The 21,293-nt window shown below is 72.3% G+C and carries 17 protein-coding genes; 9 read left to right on the top strand and 8 right to left on the bottom strand.

The features are described 5' to 3' along the window. Positions 1–18 precede the first annotated feature (18 nt). Positions 19–1,758: a DNA polymerase/3'-5' exonuclease PolX gene (polX, locus tag ACIQOE_RS11340; protein WP_365576880.1), complete on the bottom strand. Its 1,740-nt coding sequence runs from the start codon at positions 1,756–1,758 to the stop codon at positions 19–21. Between the two features lie 134 nt (positions 1,759–1,892). Between polX and ACIQOE_RS11345 the strand changes: the two genes are divergently transcribed. The 4 genes from ACIQOE_RS11345 (at position 1,893) to ACIQOE_RS11360 (ending at position 5,929) form a co-directional block, all read left to right on the top strand. Further along, a complete protein-coding gene (locus ACIQOE_RS11345) occupies positions 1,893–2,750 on the top strand; it encodes a TIM barrel protein (RefSeq protein WP_351315627.1) in 858 nt (285 codons plus the stop codon). A gap of 42 nt (positions 2,751–2,792) precedes the next feature. Then, on the top strand, positions 2,793–3,701 hold the full coding sequence (locus ACIQOE_RS11350) for a 2-hydroxy-3-oxopropionate reductase (protein WP_399011266.1): 909 nt from the start codon (positions 2,793–2,795) through the stop codon (positions 3,699–3,701). Positions 3,702–3,874: 173 nt separating this feature from the next. Beyond that, on the top strand, positions 3,875–5,332 hold the full coding sequence (locus ACIQOE_RS11355; RefSeq protein ID WP_401411046.1) for a catalase: 1,458 nt from the start codon (positions 3,875–3,877) through the stop codon (positions 5,330–5,332). Positions 5,333–5,683: 351 nt separating this feature from the next. Then, a complete protein-coding gene (locus ACIQOE_RS11360; protein ID WP_399011265.1) occupies positions 5,684–5,929 on the top strand; it encodes a hypothetical protein in 246 nt (81 codons plus the stop codon). 198 nt (positions 5,930–6,127) lie between these two features. Here ACIQOE_RS11360 and gcl read toward each other — a convergent pair whose 3' ends face one another. Continuing rightward, positions 6,128–7,912, bottom strand: coding sequence for a glyoxylate carboligase (gene gcl / locus ACIQOE_RS11365; RefSeq protein ID WP_362650272.1), 1,785 nt, complete (start codon positions 7,910–7,912; stop codon positions 6,128–6,130). A 197-nt stretch (positions 7,913–8,109) separates the two neighbouring features. On the opposite strand from gcl, the gene ACIQOE_RS11370 reads away from it, so the two are divergent. Next, entirely contained in the window at positions 8,110–8,781 is a 672-nt protein-coding gene (locus ACIQOE_RS11370; RefSeq protein WP_399011263.1) for a hypothetical protein, read from the top strand. Between the two features lie 21 nt (positions 8,782–8,802). On the opposite strand, the gene ACIQOE_RS11375 is transcribed toward ACIQOE_RS11370, so the two are convergent. Continuing rightward, a complete protein-coding gene (locus tag ACIQOE_RS11375) occupies positions 8,803–10,410 on the bottom strand; it encodes an AMP-binding protein (RefSeq protein WP_351315644.1) in 1,608 nt (535 codons plus the stop codon). Further along, positions 10,407–12,077 carry an AMP-binding protein gene (locus tag ACIQOE_RS11380; protein WP_365561403.1) on the bottom strand — a complete coding sequence of 557 codons (1,671 nt, stop codon included), beginning with the start codon at positions 12,075–12,077 and terminating at the stop codon, positions 10,407–10,409. Before ACIQOE_RS11380 ends, ACIQOE_RS11375 begins: the two co-directional genes overlap by 4 nt. A 128-nt stretch (positions 12,078–12,205) precedes the next feature. Here ACIQOE_RS11380 and ACIQOE_RS11385 point away from each other — a divergent pair, with 128 nt between their 5' ends. The 3 genes from ACIQOE_RS11385 to ACIQOE_RS11395 all read left to right on the top strand — a co-directional run bounded on the left by ACIQOE_RS11385 (position 12,206) and on the right by ACIQOE_RS11395 (position 16,978). Beyond that, the gene (locus ACIQOE_RS11385; protein ID WP_351315650.1) at positions 12,206–13,039 is read left to right on the top strand and encodes a helix-turn-helix transcriptional regulator; all 834 of its coding nucleotides are present in this window, start codon (positions 12,206–12,208) and stop codon (positions 13,037–13,039) included. Between the two features lie 143 nt (positions 13,040–13,182). After that, positions 13,183–15,984, top strand: a complete 2,802-nt coding sequence (locus ACIQOE_RS11390; protein ID WP_365561400.1) for an AAA family ATPase — start codon at positions 13,183–13,185, stop codon at positions 15,982–15,984. Between the two features lie 202 nt (positions 15,985–16,186). Then, positions 16,187–16,978, top strand: coding sequence for a serine protease (locus ACIQOE_RS11395; RefSeq protein ID WP_351315656.1), 792 nt, complete (start codon positions 16,187–16,189; stop codon positions 16,976–16,978). Between the two features lie 97 nt (positions 16,979–17,075). Here ACIQOE_RS11395 and dmpI read toward each other — a convergent pair whose 3' ends face one another. The 3 genes from dmpI to ACIQOE_RS11410 all read right to left on the bottom strand — a co-directional run bounded on the left by dmpI (position 17,076) and on the right by ACIQOE_RS11410 (position 19,417). Continuing rightward, the gene (gene dmpI, locus ACIQOE_RS11400) at positions 17,076–17,258 is read right to left on the bottom strand and encodes a 4-oxalocrotonate tautomerase DmpI (RefSeq protein ID WP_351315658.1); all 183 of its coding nucleotides are present in this window, start codon (positions 17,256–17,258) and stop codon (positions 17,076–17,078) included. A 92-nt stretch (positions 17,259–17,350) separates the two neighbouring features. Continuing rightward, a complete protein-coding gene (locus ACIQOE_RS11405; RefSeq protein ID WP_401411050.1) occupies positions 17,351–18,217 on the bottom strand; it encodes a LysR substrate-binding domain-containing protein in 867 nt (288 codons plus the stop codon). A gap of 87 nt (positions 18,218–18,304) precedes the next feature. Then, positions 18,305–19,417, bottom strand: a complete 1,113-nt coding sequence (locus tag ACIQOE_RS11410; protein WP_401411053.1) for a winged helix DNA-binding domain-containing protein — start codon at positions 19,415–19,417, stop codon at positions 18,305–18,307. A gap of 179 nt (positions 19,418–19,596) precedes the next feature. Between ACIQOE_RS11410 and ACIQOE_RS11415 the strand changes: the two genes are divergently transcribed. Continuing rightward, a complete protein-coding gene (locus tag ACIQOE_RS11415) occupies positions 19,597–20,775 on the top strand; it encodes a magnesium and cobalt transport protein CorA (RefSeq protein WP_365561390.1) in 1,179 nt (392 codons plus the stop codon). 42 nt (positions 20,776–20,817) lie between these two features. Here ACIQOE_RS11415 and ACIQOE_RS11420 read toward each other — a convergent pair whose 3' ends face one another. Continuing rightward, positions 20,818–21,231 (bottom strand): cupin domain-containing protein, encoded by a 414-nt coding sequence (locus ACIQOE_RS11420; protein ID WP_401411056.1) that lies wholly within the window; start codon positions 21,229–21,231, stop codon positions 20,818–20,820. Positions 21,232–21,293: the final 62 nt, after the last annotated feature.

Here is a 21,293-nt window from a genome sequence, read left to right on the forward strand (position 1 = left end):
TCCCGGCGTCCGCGCGGCTCAGCCGCGCCCCCGCAGGAAGCTCCGCAGCCGGCGCTCCGGCCAGGTGTTGATCACGTCGTCCCCGGTGAGCCAGCCGCGCTGGGCGGTGCCGATGCCGTAGCGCATCACGTCCAGCTGCGGGACGGCGTGGGCGTCGCTGTTCACGGCGAACTTCACGCCGTACCGCCGGGCCCGCAGGATGTCCTCGTCTCGCAGGTCCAGGCGGTGCGGATGGGCGTTGATCTCCAGGGCCGTGCCGGTGCGGGCGCAGGCGGCGAAGACCGCGTCGAGGTCCGCGTCGATGCCGGGCCGCTTGCCGATGAGGCGGGTGGTGGGGTGTCCGATGATGTGCACGTGCGGGTTCTCGCAGGCCCGCACGAGGCGGCGGGTCAGGGCGTCGCGGCTCTGGTTGAAGTGCGAGTGGACCGAGGCCACGCACAGGTCGAACCCGGCGAGGAAGTCGTCCGGCCAGTCCACCCCGCCCTCGGGGCCGATGTTCAGCTCGGTGCCGTGCAGCAGCCGCAGCCCGCCGCGCCTGCCCTTGGTGGGGAAGGTGCCGTCCAGCTCGCGCACCCGCTCCCGCTGGGCCAGCATCCGCTCGTCGGTCATCCGCTGCATGGTCAGGTCGGGCGCGTGGTCGGTGATCGCGTAGTACGCGTAGCCGCGCCGGGCCGCCGCGGCCGCCATCTCCTCCAGCGGGGCGAGCCCGTCGGTGAGGTCGGTGTGGGTGTGCAGGTCGCCGCGGAGGTCGGCCTCGGTGACCAGGTCCGGCAGTTCGCCGCGCAGCCCCGCCTCGATCTCGCCGCGGTCCTCGCGCAGCGGCGGCGGGATCCAGGGCAGGCCGAGGCGCCCGTACACCTCCTCCTCGGTCCCGGAGACGATCTTCTCGCCGGTCTCGACGTCGAAGAGGCCGTACTCGGAGAGCTTGAGCCCCTGGTGCACGGCCCGCTCCCGGGTGCGGATGTTGTGGGCCTTGGAGCCGGTGAAGTACTGGAGGGCGGCGCCCCAGGAGTCCGGCGGCACGACCCGCAGGTCCACGTCGAGCCCCTTGGAGGTGCGCACCGAGGTCTTGGTCGCGCCCTGCCCGATGATCTCGGTGACGTACGGCAGCGCGGTGAACGCCCGCATGACCGGCGCCGACTCCTCGGCCGCGACCAGGATGTCGATGTCGCCGATCGTCTCGCGGCAGCGGCGCAGTGATCCGGCGTAGGCGCACTTCTCGCAGCCGTCCACCGCGGACAGTGCCGCCACGATGCTCTCCGCCAGCTCCGTGGCGACGTCGATCCGCACCCGGCCGCCGGACGCCCGGAGCAGCTCGATGCCGTGCAGGATGTTCTCCTCGGTCCTGGGCCCGAAGCCCTTGAGGTCGCGCAGCCGCTCCTGGTGGATGGCGTCGGCGAGTTCCTCGACCGAGGAGATGCCCAGCTCCTCGTAGACCGCGAGGGCCTTCTTCGGGCCGAGGGTGGGGATGGCGGTCAGCCGCCGCACCCCGTCGGGGATCCTGGCCCGCAGCTCCTCGACGGCCAGGACGGTGCCGCTGTCGACGTACTCCCGCACCTTCTGGGCGATCGACTTCCCGACGTTCGGGATCTCCTGGAGCCCCTTGAGGCCGAGCGTGGCGACGTCGGCGTGGTGTCCGCCGACCGCGCGGGCGGCCTTCTCGTAGACCCGCGCCCTGAAGGCGTCGCCGCCGGTGATGGAGATCAGGTCCGCGTACTCCTGGAGCAGCGCGGCGACCTCGTCGTTGGACCGTGCCATGTCTTCAGGGTAGGGCGCGGGTTTTGCGCGGGCGCTCTTGACAGGTCTCCCCGGTCACAGGCAGTCTTCCATTAAGCAGAAATCAACTTCCGCAATACGGAAACATAGAACAACGGAAGGGAGCGCCGGCCCCGATGCCAGGTTTCGAATCGAGCGCGGCCGCAGAGCAGCGCTTCAACGTCAACCTGTCGATCCTCTTCACGGAACTCCCGCTCCTGGAGCGCCCCGCGGCCGCCGCCGCGGCCGGCTTCGGCGCGGTCGAGCTCTGGTGGCCCTGGGTCGACTCCCCCACCCCCGAGCGCTCCGAGCTGGACGCGCTGAAGAGCGCGATCGAGGACGCGGGCGTACGGCTGACGGGCCTGAACTTCTACGCCGGACAGCTGCCGGGCCCCGACCGGGGCGCCCTGTCGGTCCCGGGCGCCGAGTCGGAGAGGTTCCGCGCCAACGTCGAGGTGGCGGCCGAGTTCGCGCAGTCCCTCGGCTGCACGGCCCTCAACGCGCTGTACGGCAACCGCGTGGACGGCGTGGACCCGGCCGAGCAGGACGCGCTGGCCCTGGAGAACCTGGTCCTCGCGGCCCGCGCCGCCGACCGGATCGGCGCGGTGCTCCTGATCGAGACCCTCAACCGGCCCGAGTCGCCGCGGTACCCGCTGGTGAGCGCGGAGGCCGGCGTCGCGGTCGTCGACAAGGTCAACGAGGCCACCGGACTCGGCAACACGCGCTTCCTCATGGACCTCTACCACCTGTCCATGAACGGCGAGGACCTGCCGTCGGTGATCGAGAGGTACACCGCAAGGACCGGCCATGTGCAGATCGCCGACAACCCCGGCCGCGGCGCCCCGGGCACGGGTTCGCTCCCGCTGCCGGAGCTGCTCGGCCTGCTGGCGAAGGCCGGTTACGACGGCTGGGTGGGCCTGGAGTACAAGCCGGGCGACCGCCCGAGCGCCGAGGCCTTCGACTGGCTCCCGCGCGAGGCGCGCGCCGCCCGCTGAATCCCCCGACTTCGCAGCGCAGTTGAGAAAGGCATTCCCATCATGAGCACCCCCTCCCCGGCCTCCTCCCGCCCGGCGATCGCCTGGATCGGCCTCGGCATCATGGGCTCGCCCATGTCCGAGAACCTGGTCAAGGCGGGTTACGACGTCACCGGCTTCACCCTGGAGAAGGAGAAGCTGGACCGGCTGGCGGCCGCCGGCGGCACGGCCGCGCCCTCCATCGCCGAAGCCGTGCGCGACGCCGACGTGATCATCACGATGGTCCCGGCGTCGCCGCAGGTCGAGGCCATCGCCTACGGCCCCGACGGCATCCTGGAGAACGCGAGGTCCGGCGCCCTCCTGATCGACATGTCGTCCATCACCCCGCAGACCTCCGTCGACCTGGCCGAGGCGGCCCGCGACAAGGGCATCCGGGTCCTGGACGCGCCGGTGTCCGGCGGCGAGGCCGGTGCCGTCGAGGCCGTGCTGTCCATCATGGTCGGCGGCGAGCAGGCCGACTTCGACACCGCGAAGCCGATCTTCGAGGCGCTGGGCCGGACCATCGTGCTGTGCGGTCCGCACGGCTCCGGCCAGACCGTGAAGGCCGCCAACCAGCTGATCGTCGCCGTGAACATCCAGGCGTGCGCCGAGGCCGTGGTCTTCCTGGAGAAGTCCGGCGTCGACCTGGCGGCGGCGCTGGACGTTCTGGGCGGCGGCCTGGCCGGCTCCACCGTACTGACGCGGAAGAAGGACAACTTCCTCAGCCGCGACTTCCGGCCCGGCTTCCGGATCGACCTGCACCACAAGGACATGGGCATCGTCACCGACGCGGCCCGCAACGTCGGCGCGGCCCTGCCGGTCGGAGCCGTGGTGGCCCAGCTGGTCGCCTCCCTGCGCGCCCAGGGCGACGGCGGCCTGGACCACTCCGCGCTGCTGCGCGCCGTGGAGCGCCTCTCCGGCGCCCAGGTCTGACCGGCACCCCATGACTTCCGGGCGGTGCCGTCGCTGACACCTGTCCTGTCGCGCCCAGGCGCCGGCACCGCCCGGAAACCACTTCAACAAACTGTTGACGCCCCAGCCGACCCGCTCCTAGGCTCCACGAAGCGGAAATGAATTTCCGCTGACACTCGCACGGAAGGTCCACGATGTCGAAGCGCGTGCTCACCACCGAGTCCGGCGCCCCGGTCGCCGACAACCAGAACTCCGCCTCCGCCGGCGCCGGCGGTCCTCTGCTTCTGCAGGACCAGCACCTCCTGGAGAAGCTCGCGCGCTTCAACCGCGAGCGGATCCCGGAGCGCGTGGTGCACGCCCGTGGCAGCGGCGCGTACGGCTACTTCGAGGTGACCGACGACGTCACCGGCTTCACGCACGCCGACTTCCTGAGCACCGTCGGCAGGCGCACCGAGGTCTTCCTGCGCTTCTCGACGGTCGCCGACTCCCTCGGCGGCGCCGACGCCGTCCGCGACCCGCGCGGCTTCGCCGTCAAGTTCTACACGGCGGAGGGCAATTACGACCTCGTCGGGAACAACACCCCGGTGTTCTTCGTCAAGGACCCGGTCAAGTTCCCCGACTTCATCCACTCGCAGAAGCGGGACCCGTTCACGGGCCGCCAGGAGCCGGACAACGTCTGGGACTTCTGGGCGCACTCCCCCGAGGCCACCCACCAGGTGACCTGGCTGATGGGCGACCGGGGCATCCCGGCGTCGTACCGCCACATGAACGGCTACGGCTCGCACACCTACCAGTGGACGAACGCCGAGGGCGCGGCCTTCTTCGTCAAGTACCACTTCAAGACCAACCAGGGCGTGCGCAGCCTGAGCGCCGAGCAGGCGGCGGAACTCGCGGGCAAGGACCCCAACTCGCACCAGACCGACCTGCTCCAGGCCATCGAGCGGGGCGTCAACCCGTCCTGGACCCTCTACGTCCAGATCATGCCGGCGGCCGAGGCGGCGGACTACCGCTTCAACCCGTTCGACCTGACCAAGGTGTGGCCGCACCGGGACTACCCGCTCCAGCGGGTGGGCCGCCTGGTGCTGGACCGCAACCCGGACAACGTCTTCGCCGAGGTCGAGCAGGCCGCGTTCTCCCCGAACAACTTCGTGCCGGGCATCGGCCCGTCCCCGGACAAGATGCTGCAGGGCCGCCTGTTCGCCTACGCGGACGCACACCGCTACCGGCTGGGCGTCAACCACACCCTGCTGGCCGTCAACGCCCCGCGGGCGACGACCGCGCGGAACTACGGTCGGGACGGGCTCATGGCCGTCAACGGGCAGGGCCGGCACGCCAAGAACTACGAGCCGAACTCGTACGACGGCCCGGTGGAGACCGGCCGTCCGCTGGCCGCGCCGCTGGCTGTCAGCGGCCACACCGGCACCCACGAGGCCCCCGCGCACACCAAGGACGACGACTTCCACCAGGCGGGCGAGCTGTACCGGCTGATGTCCGAGGAGGAGAAGCGGCGTCTGGTCGCGAACATCGCCGGCGGCCTCTCGCAGGTCTCCCGCGACGACGTGATCGAGAAGAACCTGGCCCACTTCCACGCCGCCGACCCCGAGTACGGCAAGCGCGTGGAGGAGGCGGTCCACGCCCTGCGCGAGGACTGACCCGGACGGCCCGCGCACGACCGGACGGCCCGGATGAGGGGTGGCCGGACGGTGGTGCGCGGGCGTGGCACGGACCGCGGCGGAGTGCGAGCCAGTGCGGTGGTGAAGGAACGGAACGCTCTTCTCGACCTGAGGGAAGGGGGTCCGGCTCCGTCGCACCCGCCGCGGTCCCCGCCGTGACGGACCCCGTCCGGCGGCGCGAACGACCTGTCGCGCCCAGCCTCGCGCCGTCGGACGGTCACCACACGAGAACACCCGCCGAGCGCCGGAGCGCCGGACGCGGAACCGCCCGCGTCCCGCGATCCGGCGCTTCGGCGTGCGCATCGGCCGCGGCCGCAGCACGCTGAAGGCATGACTGCGCACCCACCGGCCGACTTCCCCCATATCGTCGTGCACGCTCCCGCCCTGGACGGCTCCCGCCGGGTCACCGAGGGGGACGTGACCCTGGGCCTCGCCTCGCATCTCGACGACGTGGTCGAGATCCTGCGGATGGCCGACCTGGACCGGATCGAGGTCGAGGAGAGCGACCTCATCGAATGGCAGGGCGGCGGTCCTGACGACTGGCCGGGGCTGACCGAGCACCCCGAAAGCCCGTGAACCCCGGCAAAGCGGATGGCGGTTCCTCAAATCCAGCTCTGAATCATGTTCAGCATGCTTCGGCCGCACCGGTCATGGGGCATATTCACTGCACACGGAGGCCGCCGGCACGGGGGCGGCGGCCCCCGTGTCACCCACAGCGCGAAGCGGGCGGCCCATCCGTGTGGATGGACCGCCCGCTCTGTGCCGTACGGCGGCTCAGGCCTTCAGCGTCCTGATGGACGTCGGGGCGTGGCCGGGCTCGGTGGCGATCTCCTCGAACTCGACGACGTTGCCGATGTCGTTGGTCGTGGACATCGAGATGTTGGTGACCCGCTCCAGGATCGCCTCGACGACCACCGGCACCTGGTGCTCCTGGGCCAGCTTCTTGGCCTGCTCGAAGGCCGCGCCCAGCTCGCTGGGGTCGGTCACCCGGATCGCCTTGCAGCCCAGGCCCTCGGCGACCTTGACGTGGTCGACGCCGTAGACGCCCAGCTCGGGCGAGTTGATGTTCTCGAACTCCAGGTTGACCTGGAAGTCGATGTCGAACGCCCGCTGGGCCTGGCGGATCAGGCCCAGGTAGGAGTTGTTGACCAGGACGTGCACGTACGGGATCTTGTGCTGCGCGCCGACCGCCAGCTCCTCCAGCATGAACTGGAAGTCGTAGTCGCCGGAGAGGGCGACGACGGAGGCCTCCGGGTCGGCCTTGGCCACGCCGAGGGCGGCCGGGATCGTCCAGCCGAGCGGGCCCGCCTGACCGCAGTTGATCCAGTGCCGCGGCTTGAAGACGTGCAGCATCTGGGCGCCGGCGATCTGTGAGAGGCCGATCGTGGAGACGTACCGGGTCTCCGGTCCGAACGCCTTGTTCATCTCCTCGTAGACGCGCTGCGGCTTGATCGGGATGTCGTCGAAGTGGGTGCGGCGCTGGAGGGTCGCCTTCTTCTCCTGGGCCGCGGCGGCCCATTCGCTCCGGTCGGGGAGCCGGCCCGCCGCCTTCGCCTCGCGCGCCGCCGCCACGAAGAGTTCCAGCGCCGCCCTGGCGTCGGAGGCGATGCCGTAGTCCGGGGCGAAGATCTTGCCGATCTGGGTGGGCTCGACGTCGACGTGCACGAACGTCCGCCCGGCGGTGTAGACGTCCAGCTTGCCGGTGTGGCGGTTGGCCCAGCGGTTGCCGATGCCGAGGACGAAGTCGGACTCCAGGAAGGTCGCGTTGCCGTAGCGGTGCGAGGTCTGCAGGCCCACCATGCCGGCGTTCAGCTCGTGGTCGTCGGGGAGCACGCCCCAGCCCATCAGGGTCGGGACGACCGGGACGCCGGTCAGCTCGGCGAACTCCACGAGCAGGTCGGCGGCGTCGGCGTTGATGACTCCGCCGCCCGCGACGATCAGCGGCCGCCGCGACGCGTTCAGCAGGCCGATCGCCTTGTCGATCTGGGCGCGGGTCGCGGCCGGCTTGTAGACCGGGAGCGGCGCGTAGGTCTCCGGGTCGAACTCGATCTCGGTGAGCTGGACGTCGATCGGCAGGTCGATCAGGACCGGGCCGGGGCGTCCGGAGCGCATCAGGTGGAAGGCCTGCTGGAAGACGCCGGGGACCTGGGCCGCCTCCAGCACGGTGACGGCCATCTTGGTCACCGGCGCGGCGATCGAGGCGATGTCGACGGCCTGGAAGTCCTCCTTGTGGATCACCGCGGTCGGGGCCTGGCCGGTGATGCACAGGATCGGGATGGAATCACCGATGGCCGAGTACAGGCCGGTGATCATGTCGGTGCCGGCCGGTCCTGAAGTGCCGATGCAGACGCCGATGTTGCCGGGGCTGGTCCGGGTGTACCCCTCGGCCATGTGCGAGGCGCCCTCGACGTGGCGGGCGAGGGTGTGGTTGATGCCTCCGGAGGCCTTGAGCGCCGCGTAGAACGGGTTGATCGCCGCGCCCGGCACCCCGAACGCGGCGCTGACGCCCTCGCGCTTGAGGATCTCAACTGCCGCGCGGGCAGCGGTCATTCGAGCCATGGAGTACTCCTGCTTCGGCTGTCGGATGCCTGCTCCCGTCGCGCCCCGCGGTGAGCATCTTTCGCATTGTGGAAACTAACTTCTACTATCTGAAATCAATGTAGGTGGGCCGGCGAACGTCGTCAAGGGACGGACAACCGCGCCCCGACGGGAGCACCATGGGACGGCCGAACCGTCGCGACGCAGTGGGTGGGGCCATGTCCGAGAGCGTGCCGGTGCGCTGTCCGGCCTGCCGGCGCGAGCACGTCTACGTCGCGCCGTCCTACCCGTGCGCCTGCGGCGCCCCGGTCACCCCGTCCCTCGACGGCGGCACCGCGCCGGCGACGGTGGCGCACCGCGCCTGGGACGAGGAATGGGTGACGGTGAGCTGCGGATCCTGCGGCCGCCTGGACCAGTGGCCGCAGCCGGAGCTGGGCTGCGCCTGCGGGGCGGTGCTGCGGGTCCCGGTCGCGGGCCCCCGCTCCGGGCCCGGGTCCGAGCCGGTGCCCGAGCCCCGGCCGCCGTTCCGGCCGGTCACCATCCGGACCGCCCAGGACGCGGTCTCCGCCGCCGCGCTCTATCTGCGCTGGCTCGGCCACCGGGACGTGCGCCGCGCCGGGCACCGGCCGCCGTCCGGCGTGGGCCTCGCCGCCCGCGGCCTGGTCGCGCAGGTGGACCCGACCGTGCGGCCGGCCTCGCTGCGGGACGTGGAGTGCCTGTGGCTGACGGCGATGACGGAGGACGCGGCCTGCGCCTACTTCTCCCTCGCGGGATACACCGAGGAGGCGCACGAGCGGGCCGACGCGCTGGGCGTGCCGCTGTTCGTCCTGGACCTCACGGGCACGCCGCAGCCGGTCAACGGGCCCGCGGGCGACTGGGAGGGGCCGTGAGGCGCGCACGGCCCGCCGCCGCTACACGGCGCTGTACCGCTCCCTCAGTTCGATCTTCCGCACCTTGCCCGACACGGTCATCGGGAAGCTCTCCAGGATCTGGACGCGGCTGGGCGCCTTGTAGTGGGCGAGGCGGCCCGCGCAGAAGGCGCGCAGGTCCTCCAGGGTCGGCGGGTCGGCCGGGTCGTGCGCGATGACGCAGGCCAGGACCTCCTCGCCGTAGCGCTCGTGCGGCACCCCGACGACCTGGACGTCCCGGACCTTGGGGTGGGCGTAGAGGAACTCCTCGATCTCGCGCGGGTAGATGTTCTCGCCGCCACGGATGATCATGTCCTTGATCCGGCCGACGATCTCGACGTACCCGTCGTCGCGCATCACCGCCAGGTCGCCGGTGTGCATCCAGCGGCCGGGGTCGACGGCCTCGGCGGTCTTGTCGGGCTCGTTCCAGTAGCCGAGCATCACGCTGTAGCCGCGGGTGCACAGCTCGCCCGCCGTGCCGCGGGGCCGGGTGACGCCGGTCGCCGGGTCGACGACCTTGACCTCCAGGTGCGGCAGGACCCGGCCGACCGTGCCGGTGCGGTGCTCCAGGTCGTCGTCGATACGGGTCTGCAGGGACACCGGGCTGGTCTCGGTCATGCCGTAGCAGATGGAGACCTCGGCCATGTGCATCTCCGCGACCACCCGCTTCATCACCTCGACCGGGCAGGGCGAGCCCGCCATGATGCCGGTGCGCAGCGACGACAGGTCGTAGGAGGCGAACCCGGGGAGGTTCAGCTCCGCGATGAACATGGTGGGGACGCCGTACAGCGAGGTGCAGCGCTCCTGGCGGACCGCCTCCAGGGTGGCCTTCGGCTCGAAGGACGGGGCCGGGATCACGATGCAGGCGCCGTGCGAGGTGGCCGCGAGGTTGCCCATCACCATGCCGAAGCAGTGGTAGAAGGGCACCGGCACGCAGATCCGGTCCTGCTCGGTGTAGGAGACCAACTCCCCCACGAAGTATCCGTTGTTGAGGATGTTGTGGTGGGAGAGCGTGGCGCCCTTCGGGAACCCGGTGGTGCCCGAGGTGTACTGGATGTTGATGGCGTCGTCGCAGGACAGCTCCGCCGCGCGCGCCTCCAGTTCGGCGGCCCGGCCCGATCCGCCCCGCGCCAGCAGCGCGTCCCAGCCCGGGTCCCCGATGTACACGGTCTCCCGCAGCTCGGGGCAGTTGCCCCGCACGTCCTCCACCATCGCCCGGTAGTCGCTGCCCTTGTGGCTGACCGAGGCGAACAGCAGCCGGATCCCTGCCTGGTTGAGGACGTACTCGACCTCGTGGGTGCGGTAGGCCGGGTTGATGTTGACCATGACGGCGCCGATGCGGGCGGTGGCGTACTGCACCAGCATCCACTCGGCGCAGTTGACCGCCCAGATGCCCACCCGGTCGCCCTTGGCGATCCCGCTCGCCAGCAGGGCGCCGGCCAGTTCGTCGACGTCGGCGCCGAACTCGCGGTAGGTCCAGCGTCGTCCGGACGGCACGTCGACGAGGGCCTCGCGGTCCGGCCAGGCGGCGACGGCCCTGCCGAGGTTGGCGCCGATGGTGTCGCCGAGCAGCGCGGTCCCGCTCGTGCCGTGGGCGTAGGAGGTGCTCACCGGAAGTCCTCCTCGCGGTACTCGCCGGTGGTCCCGGCGGCCGTTGCCTCGCGCAGTTCGATCCGGCGGATCTTGCCGGAGACGGTCTTGGGCAGGGCGCCGAACTCCAGCCTGCGGACCCGCTTGTAGGGCGCGAGGACCTGCCGGGAGTGCTCGAACAGCGTCTTCGCGGTGTCCGGGCCCGGCTCCCAGCCCGCCGCCAGCACGATGTACGCCTTCGGCACGGCCAGCCGCACCTCGTCCGGTGCCGGGACGACGGCGGCCTCCGCCACCGCCTCGTGCTCCAGGAGCGCGCTCTCCAGCTCGAACGGGCTGATCTTGTAGTCGGACGCCTTGAACACGTCGTCCGCGCGGCCCACGTAGGTGATGTAGCCGTCCTCGTCCCGGGAGCCGATGTCGCCGGTGCGGTAGTAGCCGCCGGCCATCGCCTCCGCGGTTCGGTCCGCGTCCCCGTGGTAGCCGGTCATCAGGCCCACCGGCCGCGCCGAAAGGTCGAGGGCGATCTCGCCCTCCGCCGCGCCCGGCGCGCCCGAGACGGGGTCGAGCAGTTCGACGCGGTAGCCGGGACTCGGGCGGCCCATCGAGCCCGTCTTCAGCGGCTGCCCGGGGCTGTTGGAGACCTGCACGGCCGTCTCGGTCTGCCCGAAGCCGTCCCGGACGGTGACGTTCCAGGCCCGCCGGACCTGCTCGATCACCTCGGGGTTGAGCGGCTCGCCGGCCGCCACCACCTCGCGGGGCGGGGTGCGCAGCTGGGTCAGGTCGGCCTGGATCAGCATCCGCCACACCGTCGGCGGGGCGCAGAAGGACGTCACCCCGTGCCGGTCCATCTCGGCCATCAGCCGGCTCGCGTCGAACCGGCTGTAGTTGTGGATGAAGACGGTCGCCTCCGCGTTCCACGGCGCGAACAGGTTCGACCAGGCGTGCTTGGCCCAGCCCGGCGAGGAGATGTTCAGGTGCACGTCGCCGGGCTTGAGACCGATCCAGTACAGGGTCGCCAGATGGCCGATGGGGTACGAGGTGTGGGTGTGCTCGACCAGTTTGGGCCGGGCCGTGGTGCCGGAGGTGAAGTAGAGCATCAGCGGGTCGTCGGCGAGCGTCGGCCCGTCCGGCACGAACCCGGCGTCCGCCGCGTACGCGTCCTCGTACGCCTCCCAGCCCTCCGCGAGCCCGCCCACCGCGATCCGGGTGTACGTCCCCGCCACCTCCGCGAACTTGACGGCGTCCTCGGCGCGCGCGATCACGTGCTTCACCCGGCCCCGGTCCACGCGGTCGCGCAGGTCGGCGGGGCCGAGCAGCGGCGTGGCCGGGATGACGACGGCGCGCAGCTTCATCGCGGCCAGCGCGGTCTCCCACAGCTCCGCCTGGTTGCCGAGCATGACCAGGACGCGGTCCTCCGGCTCGACACCGCGCGCCCGCAGGTGGCCCGCGACCCGGTCGGAGCGCTCGGACAGCTCGGCGAAGGACAGCTTCGTCTCGGTGCCGTCCTCCTCCACGATGTGCAGGGCGGTGCGGTCGTTGCCCTCGGCGATGACGTCGAACCAGTCGAGCGCCCAGTTGAAGTGGTCGGGACGCGGCCACACGAAGCCCTCGCAGGCGGCGGCGTAGTCCGTACGGTGTTCCAGCAGGAAGTCCCGTGCCCTGCGGAAGTCCTCCGTCGCACTCGTCATTCGCGTCTCCTTCGGTACCGGACCATTGCCGGGCGGCTCTCTGGCATCGTGTAATCCGTGATGCAGGTCTCACTACCCCCGTACGGGGGTGTGAACAGCACGGGGCCGGGGTCGAAGGGGCAGGACAGGTGGCAGCAGAGGTCGCCGGGGCGGTGGAGATACGCGGTGCGCTGGCCAGGCTCCGGCGCGCCACCGGGCTTCCGATCGCCTTCGGCGGACTGGTCGACGCCGACCGGCCGCAGGTCCGGATCAGCGAGCTGACCGGCACCCACACGGCGGCGCTGCGCTCCCTGGCGGTCAGCTCCGGCAACGGACTGGGCGGCCGGGCCGTCCTGCTGGCCCGCCCGTGCGCGGTCACCGACTACTCGGTCTCCCGGCGGATCAGCCACGAGTACGACGTCCCGGTGGCGGCGGAGGGCATCCGTTCGGTCCTGGCGGTGCCGGTGGTGGTACGGCGCCGGGTGCGGGGCGTGCTGTACGGCGCGCTGCGCACCGCGGAGCCGCTGGGCGACCGCACGCTGGGCGCGGCGGTGGCGGCGGCGCGCGACGTCGAACAGGCCCTGGTGGTACGGGACGAGGCGGTCGGCCTGCTGGCGGCGGCGCGGCCGGAGCCCGCGGCCGTGCCGGACGCGGGGGCCGCCTGGGAGCAGGTGCGGGAGGCGCATGCCGCGCTGCGGGCCCTCGCGCCGCGCATCTCCGATCCCGCGCTGCGTTCCGAACTCCTCGCGGCCTGCGGGCTGCTGACCGCCCCGGCACCCGCGGCCGCAAAGGCGCTGGCGCCCAGGGAGCTGGATGTGCTGGCCTGGGTGGCGGCCGGCGCCACCAACGCGGCGGTGGCCGAACGGCTGGGACTGCGGCCGGAGACGGTCAAGGGGTACCTGCGCTCGGCGATGCGGAAACTGGGCGCGCACACGCGGGGGGAGGCGGTGTCGGCGGCTCGTCGGACGGGGTTGTTGCCGTAGCGGAGGGAACCCATTCCATTCATGCACGCGCGCTTTGAATTAGCTGATGCAAGGCCGCTGTTATTTCCCTCACCTCGGCGTTCGACCGGATTTCAGGGTTCGTTGCCTAGAATTTGGCCCGAACACGACACACGAGGGGAGCGGTGACCGTGCGACGGGACTTCCAGGAGCCTGCCCGATGCCGCCCCGACCTGGTCATCGGCCGGGCGGAGCTGCTCTCGGCCGCCCGCGACCAGCTCGCCTCGGGCGGCAGCGTGCTCCTGCACGGGCCGGCCGGAATTGGGAAATCCACCGTCCTGCGGGCTTTGGAGGCCGAATACTCCGGCACCGCCCGCACCGTCCTGCGCTGCTCGGCCACCGAGTCCGAATCCCATCTTCCGTTCCTGGCCCTCGCCGACCTCTTCGGGCTCGTCCTCGACGAGGTCGCGCCCCGCCTGCCCGGCGCCCAGCGCACCGCCCTGGAGTCCGCGCTCACCGGCCGCGGCGAGTCCACCCTGCAACGCGACGGCCTCGCCCTGCGCCTCGCGGTGCTCTCCACGCTGCGCACGCTGGCCGCCGACGGCCCGGTGCTGATCGTCGCCGACGACCTCCAGTGGCTGGATCCGGCCAGCGCCGAACTCCTCGGCTTCGCCGCCCGCCGCCTCGGCGGCACCCCCGTCCAACTGCTCTGCGCGGTCCGCACCGAGGGCCAGGAGTACGACCGTCACCTACGCGCGTCACCACCGGACACCGTCGCCGTCCGGCTCGGCCCGCTCACCCGCACGCAGGTCGCCGACCTCCTCGACCACCGCGGCCACGCCGCGCTGACCCGCGCCGCGGTCCGGGAGATCCACCACACCAGCGGCGGCAACCCGCTCTTCGCGCTGGAACTCGGCCGCGCCCTCGCCGAGAACCCCACCCCGCCCCGCCCCGGCGAGCCGCTGCCGGTGCCGACCTCGCTGCGCGCCCTGGTCCTCACCCGTCTGGACATGCTCTCCGTGGAGGCCCGCCGCACCCTGCTGGTGGCCAGCGCCGGCGCCCGGCCCACGCACGCCCTGCTGCACGCGGCCGGCCGGGAGAACGCCGAGGCCGAGTGCGCCCAGGCGGCCGAACTCGGGCTGCTGGCCACCGAGCCGGAGGGCCCGGCCGTACGCTTCGCCCACCCGCTCATCTCCGCCGCGCTGTACGCCGAGGCACCCGCCCAGGAACGCCGGGCCGCGCACGCGGCGCTGTCCACGGCCGCCTCCGACCCGATCGAACGGGCCCGGCACCTGGCGCTGGCCGCCACCGGCACCGACCCGGAGGTCGCCGCCCGGCTCGCCGAGGCCGCGGCCCAGGCCCGGGACCGCGGAGCGCCCTCGGTGGCCGCGCAGCTGGGTCTGCTCGCCGCCCGCCACACCCCCGGCGCCGACAGACCCGGCCCGGACGAGCACCGGCTGCGGGCCGCCGAGGACGCGATCAGCGCCGGCGAGGTGGACCTCGCCCAGGACATCGCCCGCGAGGTGCTCACCCGGGCCACCCGGCCCGTCGACCGGGTGCGGGCCTGGATCCTGGTGATCGACTCCGCCGGCCACACCATGACCGAGGTCGACGCGGCCTTCCCGCAGGCCCTCGCCGACGCCGGCGACGACCCGAGGCTGCTCGGCAAGGTCCACTACCAGCTGGCCTGGCGGGCCCTGATCGTGGAGGGCGACTTCACCGAGGCACGGCGGGCGGCCGCGCACTCCGCCGGCCTCGCGGCGCGCGGCGCCGACCGGCGCACCGAACTGCTCGCGCTCTCCCTGCAGGCCCAGGTCGAGACCCTGATGGGCCACCCGGCCGCACCCGCCACCATCAAACGCGCCCTGAAGGAACCCCAGGACCCGAACGTGTCCTGCCATCACAACGGGGCCGGCAGCGCCCGGTTCCGCTGGCTCGTGATGGGCGACCAGCTCGCCGAGGCACGGGCCACGGTCACCGCGCTGCTGCGCGAGGTGCGCCGGCGCGGCCAGGTGGAGAGCGAGGTGCACTTCCTGCGCGGGCTCGCCGAGACCGAACTGCGCTCCGGACACTGCGGCCGGGCCCTGGACCTGGCCCGCGAGGGCCTGCGCCTGGCCCACGACAGCGGCATCGGCGAGACCGCTTCCGCGATGCTCACCTCACTGGCCGAGGCCTCCGGGGGTGACGTGGACCGCGGCCTCGCGCTGGCCCGCGAGGCGGTCGACCACGCCGAGCAGGACGGCGACACCATGTACCTGTCGCGGGCGCTCGGCGCCCTCGGATACGCCCAGTTGGTGGCGGGCGACCCGGCGGGCACCGTGCGCTCGCTGCGCCGGGTGCGGGAACTGGAGCAGAGCCTCGGCATCACCGACCCGGCGCGCGGCCGCTGGCAGGGCGACCTGGCCGAGGCGCTCGTCCGGGTGGGTGAGGCGGCCGAGGCGCAGGACGTCATCGACGTCACCCGGCAGCACGCGCTCCGGCTCGGCCGAGAGAGTGTCCTGGCCGCGCTCGACCGGGCCGAGGCGCTGGTCAGGGCGGCGCACGGGGAGCACGAGGCGGCCGTCGCCCAGCTGACCTCGGCTCAGGACCGGTTCGCCAAACTGGGCTACGGCCTGGAGGAGGCCCGGGCCGCGTTCGCCCTGGCCTCGCTGCGCGAGCGGCGCTCCCCCACGGCGTACGACGAGGCCACCCGGCTGTTCCGGCGGTGCCGGGCACTGCCGTGGCTGCGCCAGGTGGACGAGGCCGTGGCCGCGCCGGAGCCGCCGGTCGAGGCACCGGCCGCGCTGGACGCCCTGGAGGGACTGGCCGCGATGGAGCGTCAGGTCGCCGCGCTGGTCATGGAGGGCGCCACCAACCGGGAGATCGCGGCCCGGCTGTTCATCAGCGTCAAGACGGTGGAGGCGACCCTGACGCGGGTCTACCGCAAGCTGGGCATACGATCGCGGGTGGACATAGTCCGTTTGGCGGCAGGGCGGCGCGCGAAGTGAGAGCGCTCCCGGTTAACTGAGGCGGACCGAGGGTTTTCCCTCCCCCATCCCCCTAGGGGGTTCCCTCATTGGGAGGGTGGGGTTCCGCGTTCTAGCTTATGGATGTGCCGCTCGCCCGGGCATACGGGGGCCGGTCCCGCGACCCCCGTGCTCCCCCCACGCCCGCGCGACCCCCCACCGGCAACCCCCACTGAGGAGACTCATGTTCGGGCTCAACCGCGCCAGACAGACCGCCGTCGTCGTGGCGGCGACGGCTGCCGCCGCAGCGACCGCGCTGATCGCGTCCCCCACCGCGTCAGCCGCCCCCCAGCCGATCGTCGGCGGCACGACGACCACGACCACCGCGTACCCGTTCGTGATGCAGATCACGGACGCGTCGGGGAGCCAGTTCTGCGGCGGCACCCTGGTGTCGGCCACCAAGGTGATCACCGCGGCGCACTGCATGGAGGGCGAGACCACCAGCAGCGTCCGCGTGGTCGGCGGCCGGACGAACCTGAACGGCACCAACGGCACGGTGAGCCGGGTCAGCAAGATCTGGATCAACCCGGACTACACGGACGCCACCAACGGCGACGACGTGTCGGTCCTGACCCTCTCGACGGCGATGCCGTACACCCCGGCGTCGTACGCCGGCTCTTCCCAGACCAGCCTGTACGCGGCCGGCACCACGGCCCGCATCCTCGGCTGGGGCACCACCTCGGAGAACGGCAGCTCCTCCAACCAGCTGCGGACCGCGACCGTCCCGATCGTGTCCGACTCCAGCTGCAAGAGCTCCTACGGTTCGGACTTCGTCCAGACCGACATGGTTTGCGCCGGATACACGTCCGGCGGCGTAGACACCTGCCAGGGCGACAGCGGCGGTCCCCTGCTCATCGGGGGCGTCCTGGCAGGGATCACTTCCTGGGGAGAGGGGTGCGCGGAGGCCGGTTACCCGGGTGTCTACACCCGGCTGACCACCTTCTCGAACCTGGTGACCGCTCAGGTCACCTCGTAACCGGAGGTTTCCCGGGCTTCGCCCGGGTGAGTGACCGGGGGGCGTTGCGGGCTACCACGAGCAGCCCGCAGCGCCCCCTATCCAGGTTCCGGCCCGGCTACTTGTCGGCGGTGAGCGTGCCCGCCGCGCCCCAGCTGTCGGCCGGGACCTCGTGGATCCACACCTGGACGGTCTCGGCGGGGACCCGGTAGGCGTCGACGAACGCGTCGGTGATCCGCCGGACCAGGTCCCGCTTGAGTTCGGTGTCGCGGGGACCCTGCTGGACGGTGACGATCGGCATCGCTGAACTCCTCTGGTCGCGCTTCCTGTTCGGTGGCTCCAGTCCACCGCACCGGACGTCCGCGACCAAGGAGCGGATCGCGACCGCAGCGATCAGCGATCGTGATCGCCGCAGGCCAACAAGAGGGTGTCCAGGTGCCGGGGCGGGTCGGCGGCGGAGACGGCGAGGCCGGTCGCCAGGGCCAGGCCGGGGGCCCGGAACGGGACGAAGGCCACCCTCGGGCTGTGCAGGACGCGCGCGTGGGACGCGTAGACGACCGTCCACAGCGGGCGGGTCCCGATGCTGGCGAGGGTGTCCTGGAGGGAGCCGCCCGAGGGGCCGGGCAGCGGCTCGAAGCCGGCGTCACGGCAGGCGCCGACGACCAGGTCGACCAGGGCAGGGTTGGTGCGGCGGTCGGTGAGCGCGAGCGGCAGCCCGGCCAGGTCGCCGACGCCGATCTCGGCACACCGGGCGAGCGGGTGGCCGGCCGGGAGGGCGGCCACCAGGGGATCGGGCCACAGCGGGTGGACCCGCACGCCGGGCACCGGCTCGACGGCACGGACGAACGCGGCGTCCAGCGCCCCGCCCGCGACCCGGGCCAGGCGCTCGGCGGCCGGCAGCGAGTACAGCTCCACCGGCACGCCCGGCGCCCGGCGGGCGAACGCGGCCAGGATCCGGTCCAGGTGCGCGCCGAGTCCGGTGCTGGTGCCGATCCTGAGCCCGGCCGGCGGCACGACGGAGGACCGGGCCCGCTCGGCCGCCGCCAGCACGGCCCGCGCCTCGGGCAGCAGCCGCTCCCCCGCACCGGTGAGCCGGACCCGCCGCGGCGTACGGTCGAACAGCTCGGCGCCCAGCTCCCGTTCCAGCCGCTGTATCTGCATGCTCACCGCGGACTGCACGATGTGCAGCCGGTCGGCCGCCCTCCCGAAGTGCAACTCCTCGGCGACGGCGACGAAGTAGGTGAGCTGCCGGAGTTCCATGCCCCGACTCTAGGGCCCCGTCCGGCCGGGATCCGGACGAGCGGCGCTGGTACGGAGGTGACGGCGGAAGACCGGGGGGACGCGGGGTCACCGGCCTGACGCGGATACGACGCTCCCGAACCGGATGTCGTACGAGGTCCCGGGGTGCAGGGTGGCCATCGTGCGCTCGCCCTCCGCCAGCACGGCGGCCCGTGACTCCCGGCTCAGCGGTCCGAACGTCTCGACGACCAGGGTGTCGTCCACCGGCTTCCACACACCGGCCGCGAACCCGTCGACGAGCAGGGTGCGGTACGGCTGGTTGCCCTGCCGGAGCCGGCCGCGGTGTTCGGGCGCGACGACACGGGTGCGGTCGGCGTGCGCGAGGAGGAGGCTGTCGTACTCGGGGAGGAAGCGCGGCGGGGCGGGGGTCGCGGGGTCGGGGCGGGGTGCGCCCGGCAGGTCGAAGAGTTCGGTGCCGTGCTCGTCCCGGAAGACGAGGAGGCGGGGCCTGAGCCGTGCGAAGACCTCGCGCAGCCGGGTGAGTCCGGCCCAGGTCTGCATGTCCTTGACGGAGGCGGGCCCATAGGCGGCGAGATAGCGCAGGACGGTGTCGTCCGGCGCCGGGACCGGTGCGGCGGGGCGGCCCAGCCAGTGCTCGGCGGTGGTCAGCGTGACCTGTCCCGACCGGCCCCACAGTCCGCGCGGGGGAACCTGGACGAGGGGCAGGGTGCAGCGGGCGGCGACGGCGAGGGCCTGCGGGTCGGCGCCGGGCCATGCGGCGTGCAGGGCCCGGCGCAGGTCGGCCATGGTGCGCGGCTCGGCCTCGACCAGATCACGGGCGAACGCGGCGAGCCGGTCCAGGTCGACGCCGGTGAGGCCGTCGCGGAAGAGGCTCAGCTCCCGGTCCCGGGCGGGCTGGACCAGCGGACGCAGAGTGCGGGCGTCGGCGGCGGTGTGGGTGTGGATGGTCGACCGCAGGGTGACGATGCGGACCACCTCGCGGTCCGTCATCAGCTGCGAGAGCCGTTGCGGGTCGAAGCCGTCGAGGCGGGCGGCGAGCGCGTAGTACGGCGGCTGCACGTTCTGCGCCTGGAGGCCGAGAAGATGCGCCACGGCGTCCTTCACCGGCCGGGGCGAGCGGAGCAGCAGGAGCTGACGGTCGAGGGTGGCACGGTTGAGCGCGCGGGTGCCGAGCACGGGCCCGGAGGACGTCTTCGCCATGCCGCGCACGCTAGCGCCCGAGGCGGACGGATCCTGTCCGCTGCCCGCACTGCGTCCCGCCCCTCTCCCCGGCCGGGCCCCTGTGCCCCGTATATCCTGCTCCACGACCCACTGATCGCGTCCGGCCACTACGATCACACGGATCACGCCGAAGCAGTCACCACCGAGAGGCGGCCGCGATGTCCGAGCGACGCCCCACCCCGGCCTCGAAGAACTCCGGAAACGGCAGGAACGGCCGGAGCACCAGGAGATCCGTCTGGCGCCGCGCCCTGCCGCCCGAGCAGGACACGGCCGAGCTGCCGGAGCCGGGCTCCGCGGCGGCGCCGATCGGTGAGCCGCCGAGCGTGGTGGAGGCGGCCCTGTACCGGGACGGGGTGCGGATGTCGACGCCGGCGACCCTCGCGGAGACGTACCGCGAACTGCGCGAGCAGCCCGCGGGGATGGCGTGGATCGGCCTCGCCCGGCCCACCTCGGACGAACTCCTCTCGCTGGCCGCCGAGTTCGACCTGCACCCGCTCGCGGTCGAGGACGCGATGGAGGCGCACCAGCGTCCGAAGCTGGAACGGTACGGCGAGACGCTGTTCGTGGTCCTGCGGGCCGCCCGCTACCTGGACGCGCCGGAGGAGGTCGACTTCGCCGAGCTGCACGTCTTCGTGGGCCCGGACTTCGTGATCACGGTCAGACACGGCGCGGCACCGGACCTCTCGGCGGTCCGCCACCGCATGGAGGACAGCCCCGACCTGCTCGGACTCGGCCCGGAGGCGGTCCTCTACGCCATACTCGACGCGGTCGTGGACGGCTACGCCCCGGTCGTCGAGGGCGTCCAGAACGACATCGACGAGATCGAGACGGAGGTCTTCCGCGGCGACCCGGAGGTCTCCCGCCGCATCTACGAACTCTCCCGCGAGACGGTCGAGTTCCAGCGCGCCACCCGCCCCCTGGTCGGCATGCTGCACAGCCTGATCGCCGGCTTCGCCAAGTACGACACGGACGAGGAACTCCAGCGCTACCTCCGCGACGTCGCCGACCACGTCACGCACATCAGCGAACGCGTGGACGGCTTCCGCCAGGCCCTCACGGAGATCCTCACGGTCAACGCGACCCTGGTCACCCAGCAACAGAACGCGGAGATGCGCGCGTTGGCGGAAGCGGGCTTCGAACAGAACGAGGAGATCAAGAAGATCTCGTCGTGGGCGGCGATTCTGTTTGCTCCGACGCTGGTCGGCACGATCTACGGCATGAACTTCCGGGAGATGCCGGAGTTGCACTGGGTGCTGGGATACCCCTTCGCCATCGTCCTGATGGCGATCGTATGCACCAGCCTGTACTTCATCTTCAAGCGCAAGGACTGGCTCTGAGCGACGGCCGGGCGGGCGGCCCGGCCGTCCTCCTGCTCGCGCTCAGCGGGCGACGGTGGCGAGCGCTGCGGCGTACTGCTCGTCGGTCACCGGTTCCAGCCACGTGGTGCCGTCACCATCGGCGTCGCCGACGACCATGGCGATGTGGGCCATGAGGGTCGTGTCGGTGCCTCCGTGCCAGTGCTCCTCGCCGGGCGGACACTTGACGGTCTGGCCGGCGCCGACACGGACGACACCGCCGTCGCGGGTGCCGACGAGACCTGTGCCGTCGGTGACGTAGAGGACCTGGCCGTTGGCGTGGGAGTGCCAGTTGGTGCGGGCTCCGGGGGTGAAGCGGACCAGGGCGGCCGCCAGCCGGGCCGGTTCGATCGGGGTCTCGATCATGTTGAGGTAGACATCGCCGGTGAAGCGCCCGGCGGGAGCCTTGACGGTCGGGGTCTGCGTGACGTGTTCCACGGGGGTGTTCCTTGCTGTGCGGGTGCGGGTGTGGGTGCGGGGGCCGTACGCAACGGCCGTAC

Origin of the sequence: Streptomyces sp. NPDC091282 (assembly GCF_044757385.1) — a bacterium.
GTDB lineage: Bacteria > Actinomycetota > Actinomycetes > Streptomycetales > Streptomycetaceae > Streptomyces > Streptomyces gramineus.

Excerpts from the sequence above, each read along its gene's own strand:
- ACIQOE_RS11355 (WP_401411046.1), top strand. The coding sequence starts at position 3,875 with ATGTCGAAGCGCGTGCTCACCACCGAGTCCGGCGCCCCGGTCGCCGAC.
- ACIQOE_RS11380 (WP_365561403.1), bottom strand. The coding sequence starts at position 12,077 with ATGACGAGTGCGACGGAGGACTTCCGCAGGGCACGGGACTTCCTGCTG.
- ACIQOE_RS11410 (WP_401411053.1), bottom strand. The coding sequence starts at position 19,417 with ATGGCGAAGACGTCCTCCGGGCCCGTGCTCGGCACCCGCGCGCTCAAC.
- polX (WP_365576880.1), bottom strand. The coding sequence starts at position 1,758 with ATGGCACGGTCCAACGACGAGGTCGCCGCGCTGCTCCAGGAGTACGCG.
- ACIQOE_RS11405 (WP_401411050.1), bottom strand. The coding sequence starts at position 18,217 with ATGGAACTCCGGCAGCTCACCTACTTCGTCGCCGTCGCCGAGGAGTTG.
- ACIQOE_RS11370 (WP_399011263.1), top strand. The coding sequence starts at position 8,110 with ATGTCCGAGAGCGTGCCGGTGCGCTGTCCGGCCTGCCGGCGCGAGCAC.
- ACIQOE_RS11350 (WP_399011266.1), top strand. The coding sequence starts at position 2,793 with ATGAGCACCCCCTCCCCGGCCTCCTCCCGCCCGGCGATCGCCTGGATC.
- ACIQOE_RS11415 (WP_365561390.1), top strand. The coding sequence starts at position 19,597 with ATGTCCGAGCGACGCCCCACCCCGGCCTCGAAGAACTCCGGAAACGGC.
- ACIQOE_RS11360 (WP_399011265.1), top strand. The coding sequence starts at position 5,684 with ATGACTGCGCACCCACCGGCCGACTTCCCCCATATCGTCGTGCACGCT.
- gcl (WP_362650272.1), bottom strand. The coding sequence starts at position 7,912 with ATGGCTCGAATGACCGCTGCCCGCGCGGCAGTTGAGATCCTCAAGCGC.
- ACIQOE_RS11395 (WP_351315656.1), top strand. The coding sequence starts at position 16,187 with ATGTTCGGGCTCAACCGCGCCAGACAGACCGCCGTCGTCGTGGCGGCG.
- dmpI (WP_351315658.1), bottom strand. The coding sequence starts at position 17,258 with ATGCCGATCGTCACCGTCCAGCAGGGTCCCCGCGACACCGAACTCAAG.
- ACIQOE_RS11345 (WP_351315627.1), top strand. The coding sequence starts at position 1,893 with ATGCCAGGTTTCGAATCGAGCGCGGCCGCAGAGCAGCGCTTCAACGTC.